This is a genomic window from Psychromonas sp. (assembly GCF_041586535.1).
GTDB lineage: Bacteria > Pseudomonadota > Gammaproteobacteria > Enterobacterales > Psychromonadaceae > Psychromonas.
Genome location: NZ_JBFGZY010000127.1, coordinates 1 through 12,057 on the forward strand (window position 1 = coordinate 1; position 12,057 = coordinate 12,057).

At 43.5% G+C, this 12,057-nt stretch carries 9 protein-coding genes, 1 rRNA gene and 1 pseudogene; all 11 read left to right on the plus strand.

All coding sequences use genetic code 11. The features are described 5' to 3' along the window. The first annotated feature begins 14 nt into the window (after positions 1-14). Positions 15-130 (plus strand): 5S ribosomal RNA (gene rrf / locus ABZA00_RS13560). Between the two features lie 702 nt (positions 131-832). Then, positions 833-1,885, plus strand: a complete 1,053-nt coding sequence (locus ABZA00_RS13565; RefSeq protein WP_372882694.1) for an ethylbenzene dehydrogenase-related protein — start codon at positions 833-835, stop codon at positions 1,883-1,885. Between the two features lie 162 nt (positions 1,886-2,047). After that, positions 2,048-2,608 carry a multiheme c-type cytochrome gene (locus ABZA00_RS13570; RefSeq protein ID WP_372882695.1) on the plus strand — a complete coding sequence of 187 codons (561 nt, stop codon included), beginning with the start codon at positions 2,048-2,050 and terminating at the stop codon, positions 2,606-2,608. Next, positions 2,608-3,285 (plus strand): cytochrome c nitrite reductase Fe-S protein, encoded by a 678-nt coding sequence (gene nrfC / locus ABZA00_RS13575; RefSeq protein WP_372882696.1) that lies wholly within the window; start codon positions 2,608-2,610, stop codon positions 3,283-3,285. The genes ABZA00_RS13570 and nrfC overlap by 1 nt, the downstream gene beginning before the upstream one ends. Next, the gene (gene nrfD, locus ABZA00_RS13580; protein WP_372882697.1) at positions 3,282-4,268 is read left to right on the plus strand and encodes a cytochrome c nitrite reductase subunit NrfD; all 987 of its coding nucleotides are present in this window, start codon (positions 3,282-3,284) and stop codon (positions 4,266-4,268) included. The genes nrfC and nrfD overlap by 4 nt, the downstream gene beginning before the upstream one ends. A gap of 109 nt (positions 4,269-4,377) precedes the next feature. Then, a complete protein-coding gene (locus ABZA00_RS13585) occupies positions 4,378-4,791 on the plus strand; it encodes a cytochrome c3 family protein (protein WP_372882698.1) in 414 nt (137 codons plus the stop codon). A gap of 226 nt (positions 4,792-5,017) precedes the next feature. Beyond that, the gene (locus ABZA00_RS13590; protein ID WP_372882699.1) at positions 5,018-5,944 is read left to right on the plus strand and encodes a M14 family metallocarboxypeptidase; all 927 of its coding nucleotides are present in this window, start codon (positions 5,018-5,020) and stop codon (positions 5,942-5,944) included. A 191-nt stretch (positions 5,945-6,135) separates the two neighbouring features. Next, entirely contained in the window at positions 6,136-6,738 is a 603-nt protein-coding gene (locus tag ABZA00_RS13595; RefSeq protein WP_372882700.1) for a protein-disulfide isomerase, read from the plus strand. Between the two features lie 94 nt (positions 6,739-6,832). Further along, positions 6,833-8,086: a mechanosensitive ion channel family protein gene (locus tag ABZA00_RS13600; protein ID WP_372882701.1), complete on the plus strand. Its 1,254-nt coding sequence runs from the start codon at positions 6,833-6,835 to the stop codon at positions 8,084-8,086. A gap of 666 nt (positions 8,087-8,752) precedes the next feature. Next, positions 8,753-11,425, plus strand: a complete 2,673-nt coding sequence (ppdK, locus tag ABZA00_RS13605) for a pyruvate, phosphate dikinase (RefSeq protein WP_372882702.1) — start codon at positions 8,753-8,755, stop codon at positions 11,423-11,425. A 377-nt stretch (positions 11,426-11,802) separates the two neighbouring features. Further along, positions 11,803-11,916: pseudogene (locus tag ABZA00_RS13610) on the plus strand (LysR family transcriptional regulator); the annotation flags it as partial. Positions 11,917-12,057 lie beyond the last annotated feature (141 nt).

Below are 12,057 nucleotides of genomic sequence, written 5' to 3' on the forward strand. Positions count from 1 at the left end.
AATTAACTTTTTTGCTTGGCGACCATAGCATTGTGGTACCACCTGATCCCATTCCGAACTCAGCAGTGAAACGCAATTGCGCCGATGGTAGTGTGGGGTCTCCCCATGTGAGAGTAGGTCATCGCCAAGCGCCCAATTAAAAAACCCCAGAAAGCTTTGCTTCCTGGGGTTTTTTATTTGACCTGCTTTTTGCTCTGACCTGCTCTCGCATGGGGAAAGGTTAAGAGTACCAACGCAGTTGGGTTCAGATCATGTAGAGTAGGGCGAAGTGGTGCGATAGCACCGTGTCACGAGCGGGTGAGTTCTGCGAACCCTGTCCCATCGCCAAGCGCCCAATTAAACAAACCCAGTAGGTCTTTTCTTACTGGGTTTTTTTAATTCTGACGATTTATGACCTACTCGAGAGTAGGGAGGCGAATTTTGCGCCAGCAAAGGTTTATGAGCGGGCTAAGCTCTGCGTGCCCTGGTTGTTTGCCGACAGCACCGTGTCACGAGCGGAGGTGCTCTGCACCTCCTGTTCCATCGCCGGTGCCTCGCCAAGGCAGGCTAAAGGCCACGCCCCATAAGCGCTATGTCAGCAGGGATTTTTTCGTTTAAGCGCTTGTCGCGATGGCCAACTTGAAAGTAGGGCGGCGAATTTTACGCCAGCAAAGTGTCATGAGGGAATCGCTCTGCGAGCCCTGTCCCATCGCCCCATATACACAATTCTCGCACAACCAATGCTGGCTGAACCTGGCGTATTATATACCTGCCTTTCCACACCTATCTGTAAAAAGTGAATGTAGCCTATACTTGTTGATAATTTATATTTTTACTATAAGAGGAAATGGCTATGAAATTTAAAAAATCCTTACTCGCCAGCGCTGTCATTGCATTTTCACTCATGCCTTTTGGTGCTGTACAAGCTAAAACGACTACTTTAGAAAGCGTTAAGGGGATGTCGGAAATCAAACTTGATGGTATGGCAGACGCTGCCTGGGAAAAAGCGCCAAGTATTAAAGTTAAAATTGACAAACTACCTTATAAACCAAATAACGGCTATGAAGGGATTAAAAAAACAACAGTGGAAATGAAATCACTTTATGATGATGAATATATTTATTTCTTAATGCGTTATGAAGATCCGACCGAAAGCCTGGACCGCTTTCCATGGATGAAACAAGCTGACGGTAGCTGGAAGCAGTTGGAAAATAAGGATGACACCGGTCATGATAATACCTATTACGAAGATAAGGTCGCTATTCTGTGGGATATAAATACGGAAGATTTCGCAGAAAAAGGGTGTAATGCGGCCTGTCACCGTGCCAGCGATGGAAAAATTAATGGTTTCGAAAGTAAATCTCCTGCGCGTAAATACACTAAAGCAGGTCAGACGATTGATATGTGGCACTGGAAAGGTGTTCGTACCGCTGTCAATAATCAGATAGATGATCAATTTATAGATAGTACTTCAGATCCAAGAGAAAACAGCAATTGGGGCCGTAAGGGCGATCATAAAACGGGGGGCGGTTACGTCAATAATATTGATGATCAAAAACAGCCTGCGTTTGTCTCTTCAGCTCCAAGTGAAGATGCTGTTGCTATTTTAGATTCTGAAAAGCAGCCATTCACAGCCGACTACAATAAAACCACACGAATTCCCGGGATTGTTACGCAGCCATTTACAGGTTCCCGTGGTGATATTGATACAGTTGCGGTTTGGAAAGATGGAGTCTGGACACTTGAAATTAAGCGTAAACTGGTCACAACAGGTGAACAAGCTGCAATTGAGGATGTTCAATTTAATGATATGAGCAAGGTATATCCATTTGGCATTGGTGTATTTGATAACTCGCAGATAAATCATCTTTACCATCGTGGAGTATTAAATCTTATCTTTAAATAAAATAGTTAACTAACCGGTTGTTTAACACAGCCGGTTAGTCACAATGATTGATACAAAACCTGCGAAAAATAAAGTGACCTTTAGATAAGCAAGAGTTGCCAGCGTATCTGAAATGATTAAGTTAATCCGTGCAATATAACTCTCAATGTATAAAGAGGATGTATGAGGATATTACGGTGGTTATTTTTTTTCATCTTATGCTTATCGGGCTTCGTTAATAGTAATGATTCCCCCCCTGAGGTTAATGCTCAGATACCCGACATCGATTTTGCGAAACAAGTGAGCAATGCAGATCAGATGGAGCAACTACTTAAAGAGAATAAACGTTGTATCCGTTGCCACAAGGTTGCACGAAAATTAAAAAATATTGCTGCTGTGAAAATGTTGGGTGCACACGCCAGTGAAAAATTTGTCGATAATTGTAGCGCATGCCATGGCAATAAGGGAAAACACCCGAAAGAAGATTTCACTATTATCAGTTATGCAGATAATACGCATACGCCATTAGCCCTGCAAAATAGTAAATGTATGACCTGTCATACATCCTTGCAACTGCGTAACGCTGAATGGACTCATGATGTACATTATAAAAAAATAAGCTGTGCGGCCTGCCATCAACTGCACGAAGCAGAAGATCCGATGACCAATATCAAGCGTAAATCCCGGATAACACTTTGTGTCGATTGCCATATTGCGATCAATGAGTTACGAGGAGATCAGTGATGGATTATTCGCGAAGAAAATTCTTAGCCGGCCTGGGGGCGACTACCATGTTCGCCACTGCGGGAGTTGCCGGTACATCGGTTGTACAGACGCTGGTCATTGAAGGTAAACGTTATGCAATGATCCACGATGAAACGCTTTGTATTGGTTGTGACGCATGTGTGGATGCCTGCCGGGAAACGAATAATGTCCCGGCAGGTGTTACACGCCTGGAGATTATTCGTAGTGAGCCGCGGGGGGAATTTCCCGATGCTGATTACAAGTTCTTTAGAAAATCCTGCCAGCATTGTGAAGATGCACCCTGTGTTGATGTTTGCCCGACCGGTGCATCTTTTATTGATAAAAAAACCGGTATTGTAGATGTCAATGCGGATCGCTGTATAGGGTGCATGTACTGCATCGCCGCGTGCCCCTATAAAGTGCGTTATATTGATCCTGTTACCAAAGCGGCGGATAAATGTAATTTTTGCCGCGATACTAATCTTGCAAAAGGGCAATTACCAGCCTGTGTGCAATCCTGTCCGCAGCAGGCACTGGTGTTCGGAGATTTGAATGATCCTGATAGTGAGATTGTTAAAACGCTACAGCAAAAAACAGTCTACCGTTATAAAAAATCTCTGGGCACCAAACCCAAAATGTTTAGAGTGCCGGATCTGAAAGGAGAGATTGAGTTATGAGGGAAAGTTTACAGCATGCCTTCCATTTCGACTCCCTTGTATGGCACTGGCCAATCGCAATTTATCTGTTTGTTCTGGGTATCTCTTCGGGAGCGATGTGTTTAGCTTTGCTTGTTAAGTGGAAGCTGCCCGCATCACAACAGGCGGCAAAAAATCCTCTGATCATAGCGGCCGCCATTCTTGTGCCCAGCATGATTATTTTTGGTCTGCTTATTCTGATTTTCGATTTGACTAAACCCCTGCATTTTTGGAAGGTAATTGTTTATCAGTTTGCCAATCCGGCATCCGTAATGGGGCGCGGTGTCACCTTGTTTATCGCCTATCAAGTGGCGACATTTGCGTGGATCGCCTGGGTATTTAAAGAGGAGCTGCATAGACTGTTGCAACGTTTTATGCCCTGGGTACTGAAAATACCGGGTATTTTCCGGTTATGGGATTTTATTGGTAAGGTCGAGAAACAGCTGGAATTTGTGATTGTTATTCTTGCTCTTTTACTTGGGGTATATACCGGTTTTTTGCTTTCTGCTTTAACCGCGTATCCTTTACTGAATCAACCGGTTTTACCTTTACTTTTTTTAGCCTCGGGCTTGTCATCAGGTATAGCGGCAACAATTCTTCTGGCAACAACCTTTTTCTCTGCACATGCAAATACCCCCGGCATGGCTTTAAGCCACCGTCTGGAACCACCTGTCATTTGCTCTGAATTATTACTATTAGTGATACTTATTATCGGCATGAAATTCGGTGGAGAAATGGATAAAGTTGCTATTGCAGCCGCCATTTCAGGAGGCTTTTGGGCAAATTTATTTTGGATTGGGGTTATCGCAATAGGCATTATTTTACCCCTGCTGATGAATCAAATTGCTCCTTTGAGAGTTAAGCACAGAAAGGCTTTTATATTAAGCAGCGCGATACTGACTCTGGCGGGAGTGATGTTTTTAAGGATGTTTATTCTTTATGCCGGGCAGATGACCCCGGCCTAAAAGGTCCTCATGTTGCGCCTTGAACTGGTCTCCGAGCCCGTGCCTGACAAAGCATTTTGAACTAACATGGGTATATAAGCTGAACATGTTGATCTATAGGAGCATTATTATGAAGTTGATAAAAAGCTTATTACTCGGTTTTGTACTTTGCTGCGTGGGCGTTGCCAGGGCCGATGAACTGCCTAATCCGGGTCAGGATAATCTGGCTAATTTTCATCTTAAAGATGAAGACTGTGCTGGGGCTTGCCATGAAAAAGAAGCCCCATCAGATGATCTGGAGTTTGAACGAAGCAGTTGTATTGAATGCCATGATGAGTATGGTCTGCTGGAAGGGAAATGGCATAATATAAAACATCGTAACGATCAAGATATGGCTTGTACAGAATGCCATATTCCTCATGAAAAAACGGATCCTAAAGAGTTTTGTGGAGACTGTCACGATGATGATCACGCAGCATTTGATCCCTTATTCAAAGAGACAATCCTGGAGAAAAATAGCGGAAAGTTTTTAAAAGAAAAATGATCTATACATTCATATATGGCTATGCGCTCTGTGGATAGCCTAACTACTGCTCTTCAGCATTGTGCAGCGAAGCATTCTTTTAAATTATGTATATTAAAAATTATCCCCCTTGCACAAGTTTAATTAATAGTTAAAATGCCTCTTTTTTCAAAGCCGGTTTTTGTAATAGACTAATGTACAAACTCCCGACTCCCTAAACATAAAGCTTCGCCAATAAGGCAATAATATGAAAGAGCTGCAGACAGACAGTGTCAATTCTCTACCGCAAAAATGGCAGGCAGCAGAAAAAGCAGCCTGGTTTAAAAAACAAAAAATTCAGCGTTCGTATCAGCATGATGTAACTAACAGACTGACCGATTTGCCGGAATATTTCATTGTTGAGCAGTATGGTGAACTTTGTTATCCGCCACATAAGTACCCGCTTTACACTGTGAAGCCTCGTATCTGGGATGCAAATAAAGCGACTATTTTAATAACAGGTGGTGTCCATGGCTACGAAACCAGTGGTGTACTTGGTGCCCTGTCTTTTATTGAAAAATACTCCCGGCAGTACGCGCAGCGATTTAATATTGTTGTCGCTCCCTGCGTCAGTCCATGGGGATATGAAACCATTAACCGCTGGAATGCCGATACGGTCGACCCTAATCGCTCCTTTTATCAGCCCAGTCCAGCTCAGGAAGCTGCATTGTTAATGGACTATGTTGAAAAACTTGATGCCGATTTTATTGCCCATATTGATCTGCATGAAACCACAGACACGGATAATACAGAATTCAGACCGGCGTTAGCTGCCAGAGATGCAAAGGTTCAACCTCTATGGGCTATTCCCGATGGGTTTTATCTGGTAGGAGATGAGGAGAACTCAAAGCCCGATTTCCAGCGTGCAATTATTGATTCGGTAAAAAAAGTCACGCATATTGCGCCGGCTGATAGCAACGGAAAGATTATTGGTGAGCCCATTTCCCAACATGGTGTGATCAATTACGCGGCGAAAAAGTTAGGGCTTTGCTGCGCTTTTAGCAACGCTTTATATTCGACGACCACAGAGGTTTATCCGGATAGTCCGAAGGTGACGGCTGAAGAGTGTATCCATGCACAGGTTGCTGCGATAACAGGCGGGCTTGACTATCTTATTAATAACAACCTCGTATGATCAGAGGCAATAGATACCCAAGCTATCTCAATGTGCAAGAATCAGCATATTGAAGTAGTTTGAGTATAAACCGAACAAGCAGAATAAAGAGAGCGCTTTTATGTGAATAGCTTTTTAATTTAGATTCAACGCGTGTTTTTTAATCTGCGACCATAAGGTCCTAACCCTATTTAACAAAAAGGATTAATTCAATGACCCCTGAATTATTTTTTATTTACGACTCCCATTGCCCGTGGAGCTACGCAAGTACTGCATTAGTTAATGAAATTGAAAAATCATACCCTGAAATGGTCATCCATTTATGGCATTGTGCTCACTACGATGGCACTGACAGCGTAGGTCACGTGCATGTGGATAGCGTGGCAAAACAAAGTGGCGCAAAATTTGGCAAAGAATATATTCGTTATGCAGACAGTCCTAAAAATTCGACTATGGCAGCTAATTTGATGGCCTGGCTGCAAAACAAACAGCCGGAGAAGGCATTAACTGTCTTAAATGCGTTACAAGCTGCGCACTTTATCGAAGGTAATCCTTTAACCAACAAGCATGATTTTAATCATATTATCGAGCGCTTTAAGTTATCGCCACCGAATAAAATCTTCAAAGAGGAATTAAGTGGCGAAGCGCAATACACTTTGTCTGATATTAATGAAGTGCAGGAGTTTATGAATACCACAGCTTTCCCTGCTTTGTTACTTACGGCGGGTGATAACGCTGTGTTATTAAATCACTCATTATATTTACAAAAACCGCAAACGATTGTGCAGGCTGTAAAAGAAGTGTTAGCCCAATAAAAAGTCGTTTGTATGTTAATAATAAGCCCTTTGAGCCTTACAATTTTATTGCAGGGCTTTTTTATGGCTAACATAAAAAGGATAAGAATCATTCATGATTAATTCAGTGATTCAAAAATTTCAAACAGTTTTTTTAGATCAGGAACTGGCTACGGGAATTGCCGTTATGCTGATGTTATTTTCCCTGATAATGATCTCGGCGATAGCCAATTATATTACCAAGAAAGTAATAATCGGGTTGATCAAAAAGTTTATCTACAAGAGCAAAAGTCATTGGGACAATATCTTTTATGACAGCCATGTATTCACCCGTTTATCCCATTTTGTACCTATTATGGTCTTTAGTGTTGGTGCAAAAATAATATTTACCGAGCAGGACTATCCGCTGTTGCTGGCAAATATTAATAAGTTTACTTCGCTGTATTTTATTGTTGTGTTTGCGCTTGTTATTCATAGTCTGCTGTCTGCATTGAATGGGGTTTACCGCACCTACAAAATGTCCAAGTTACGGCCGATCAACAGCTATATCCAAGTCCTGAAAATTATTCTGTGGATTTTTGCCGCGGTCGCCAGCGTCTCGATTCTGCTGAACAAGGATCTCTGGGCACTATTTCTGGGCATGGGTGGCATGATGGCGATTGTCATGCTGGTATTTAAAGACTCCATTCTTGGGCTTGTAGCCGGCGTACAGATTACGGCAAACGATATGTTAAGGCTCGATGACTGGCTGGAGATGCCGAGTCGCGGTGCCGATGGTGACGTTATTGATATCACACTCAATACGGTTAAAGTCAGAAACTGGGATAAGACTATTACAACCATTCCAACCCATGTTCTGATTACTGAATCATTTAAAAATTGGCGGGGAATGTCAGAATCTGGCGGGCGGCGGATAAAACGTTCTATCTCGATTGATATGACGTCGGTGAAATTCTGTGACCAGGAAATGCTGGAGTCGTTGACGAAAATTGAGCTTCTTAAGGATTATTTGGATCATAAACTACAAGAGATAGATGTTTATAACAAGGAATCCGTGAGTAATTTAAGCCATCTGGTTAACGGTAGAAGGCTCACTAATATAGGCACATTTCGGGCGTATCTCTGTGCCTATTTGAAAAACAACCCTAAAATTCACAAAGAGTTAACTCTTATGGTAAGGCAGTTAGCACCCTGTGCTACCGGGATACCTATTGAAGTTTACGTTTTCAGTAATGATCAAAATTGGACTAATTACGAGAGTATTCAGGCGGATATTTTTGATCATATATTAGCTGTTATTCCCGAATTTGGATTGCGCGTTTTCCAAAATCCAATCGGCTCTGATTTTACAACGGCCTTAGCTCGTTGAGCTAACTAAACAATGGATAACAACGCCATAACAGTATGGCGTTGTTATTAAGTTATCTTTTTCCGCTCTGGTTGCGCTGTCTGTTATTTATCAACTGACCAAGTATCTATTTTAACTCACCTTTTTTATCAACATGTTTCCTGCCGTTTTTACGTTACAGCCCGCATTTCACTGTACCTTTATCTTAAAAGTTGGTCATTTAAAAAAGCCGATCCGAATACCGTTTTGCGTTTTTTCTGATAGGGATCATACTCAACAGATAGACAAATATTTAATACTACTGCGCATAATTAATTGACCGATAGTAGGGCGCGTTTTACGCACCACATAATGCAGCTTATCAGATTATTTTCCTGATTTTATAGTTGCTTAAGTTACATGGTATGCACCCTATAAATGAGTTCACATGATAAAGCGGATTGGCATAACTGATAACTTGTTTAAAAATCATAAAAAATGAAAGCATGCATCATTTGAGATCCTGTTTTAGAAAGGGGATGACAGAGGTGTAATGTAAGGAAAGCTGAAGGCTTAGGTAAAAGAAAAGAGAAAACATTTTGTCTGTCCGTTGAGCTATGCATCTTTTTTCTGAGGAGATAATGTATTCCGGTATTTCCTGCATTTAATAGCCTTGTTTTTCTGCTTAACAGCTAAGAGGCAAATATTATGGAAAAATATGTTTATTCATTTACCCAAGGTCAGGCAGACGGTGATCGTTCGCAGCGTGAGTTACTCGGTGGAAAGGGGGCCAATCTTGCTGAAATGGCTTCGATTGGTCTTCCCGTCCCCTCTGGATTTACGCTAACCACCGAAGTCTGTAAAGCTTTTTATCAGCATCAGCGGAATTATCCGGAAGGGGTAGACGGGCAGGTAAATGCCGCCCTGAAGAGTCTTGAGCAGCAGATGGGCAAAGGTTTTGGCGATCCGCTTAATCCGCTTTTATTATCAGTGCGTTCCGGAGCGCCGGCGTCGATGCCGGGTATGATGGACACTGTGCTTAATCTTGGACTCAATGATCAAACTGTGCAGGGGCTTATCAACCGAAGCAAGGATCCGCGCTTTGCTTATGATTCCTATCGGCGTTTTATCCAAATGTACGCGAATGTGGTAAAAGGGGTAGACGGTGATATTTTTGAAGAATTATTGGAGGGGAAAAAACGTATCCGTGGTGTGGAGTACGATAATCAGTTGAGTGTCGAAGAGCTGCAGCAGTTAGTTGGCGAATTCAAAGACAGTTACCAAAGAGAGCTTGGCAGTGTTTTTCCGGATGATCCGCAGCAGCAGCTCTGGGAAGCGATTAGTGCAGTGTTCGGTTCATGGATGAATCAGCGTGCTGTGACCTATCGCAAGCTGAATAATATTCCCTCCCATTGGGGGACAGCTGTTAATGTCCAGGCAATGGTATTTGGCAATATGGGGGAAGATTGCGCGACCGGTGTAGCATTCACGCGGGATCCCTCTACGGGCGAAAATTATTTTTATGGAGAATACTTGGTTAACGCTCAGGGGGAAGATGTGGTTGCCGGTATTCGCACTCCGCAACCCCTTAACAAGGTCAAATATAAACAGGGTGATTTGCCCGCAATGGCCGATGTGATGCCTGAATGTTACGCCCAACTGTTAGATAACCGCAGTACGCTGGAAAGACATTTCCATGAAATGCAGGATATTGAGTTTACTATCGAGTCCGGCAAACTTTATATGTTACAAACCCGTACCGGTAAAAGGACTGCTCAGGCCGCAATCAGAATTGCCGTGGAGATGGTTGACGAAGGACTGATCAACGAGCAGGAGGCGGTTTTAAGAGTGCAGCCGCAACAACTTGAGCAGTTACTGCATCCTTCCATTGATCCCGCTGCGCAGAAAAATATTATCGGTAAGGGGTTGCCCGCATCCCCCGGTGCCTGCAGCGGTAAAGTGGTATTTAATGCCGACGAAGCTGAACAGCGGAACAGGCTGAAAGAGAAAGTGATTCTAGTGCGTATTGAAACCAGCCCGGAAGATATTCACGGTATGAATGCGGCACAGGGCATTCTTACCTCCCGCGGCGGGATGACCTCGCACGCGGCGGTTGTCGCCCGGGGAATGGGGAAAAGCTGCGTGGCAGGATGCGGTGATCTGCATATTGATTATGAAAAACAGGTAATGGTGACCAAGTCCGGTTTTACCATCAAGCGCGGGGATATTATTACTCTTGATGGTGGGAGCGGCGAAGTGATCCTCGGTGACGTGCCGAAGGTGCAGCCGGCCGTCAGTGGTGATTTTGGCAGATTAATGACCTGGGCTGACCAATTCCGCACGCTTCAGGTAAGAGCCAATGCTGATACTCCGCACGATGCGCAGGTTGCCCGGGAATTCGGCGCAGAGGGTATTGGTTTGTGTCGCACCGAACATATGTTTTTCGATGTTAAACGGATACAAGCAGTGCGGGAGATGATTGTCTCAGAGGATCAGCAGGGCCGTAAAAGGGCGCTGGAAAAAATAATGCCGATGCAGAAAAATGACTTTATCGGACTATTCCGTGAGATGAAAGGATTACCCGTCACGATCCGCTTACTGGATCCGCCATTACATGAGTTTTTACCGCAAAATGACGATGATATTGCGGATCTCGCTGCCGTCGCCGGCATTCGTTTTTCCGAGGTGAAAGAACATGTGCAGGAACTGCATGAGTTTAATCCGATGCTTGGTCACCGTGGCTGCCGCCTTGGTCTGACCTATCCTGAGATCTACGATATGCAAGTTAGTGCGATTATGGAAGCGGCATGTGAACTGGTTAAAAATGAACATTTTGACATTGTGCCGGAAATTATGATCCCGCTTGTTGCTGATGTTAATGAGTTAAAGGTGTTACGCGAAAATGTGCTGCACATTGCGGAACGGGTAATGAACCGTTATGGCGTTAAAGTCGATTATCAAATTGGTACTATGATCGAATTGCCCCGGGCGGCGTTACTGGCAGATATCATTGCCCGGGAAGCTGACTTTTTCTCTTTTGGCACCAATGATCTTACTCAGACTACCTATGGTTTGTCGCGTGACGATGCCGGACGTTTCTTACCTTATTATGTTGAGAAGGGATTATTTACAGGCGATCCCTTTGTTAAGCTGGATCGTGCCGGTGTCGGCCAATTAGTGAAAATGGGCACAGAGAAAGGCCGTCAGACTCGACCCGATTTAAAAGTCGGGATCTGTGGTGAGCATGGCGGAGAGCCTTCAAGTGTTGAGTTTTGCCATCAGGTTGGGCTTAACTATGTTTCCTGTTCGCCATACCGGGTACCTATTGCCCGTCTGGCTGCATCTCATGCGGCCTTAGGGCATGAACAGATTGGTGATTAACAAGATAAAGATAAATTGTCGGGCAGGGCATTGCCCAGTCCGGCTTTAGACCGGTAACTTCTCTGTTGTGGATGGGATTATTGCTGGTGGCTTCAACTTTTTTTACTGAGGTGGTGCAAAATATATTTTAAGATTATTTACAACAGCGTCTACCGTGGTTGAACTTGATCGCAGCTGATAACTGCTTTCCTCTATTTGATTCAGGTTATGGTGTGATGTTGTAACTTCATTGTATTTACTCAATAAAAAGGTGGCTATTTTGTAGTTTTTATTGAAAATTTACGATAAATATTGCACACCTGGAACTATTTACACGTCTGATTGCAGGCCTGCGCGTTAATCTAATATCAACTGCTAGCTTTGATTGAGATCCAAAAATGAATATTGAACACCTGAAACTATTTGTACGTCTGGCCGCAACACATAACATCAGCCAGGCCGGACAAGAACTGGGATTATCCCCTGCGGTGGCGAGCGCACATATAAGTAAATCGAACCCTTGTTGACGAAAACCAAGCAATAATCGTAGAGACTCTGAAATCAGCCAATATGATGAAAAACCGCAAGCTGGCAAAGCATATTGCAGATGCAAGCTGGAACAGCTTTGTTAATAAGCTGGAATACAAGGCGAA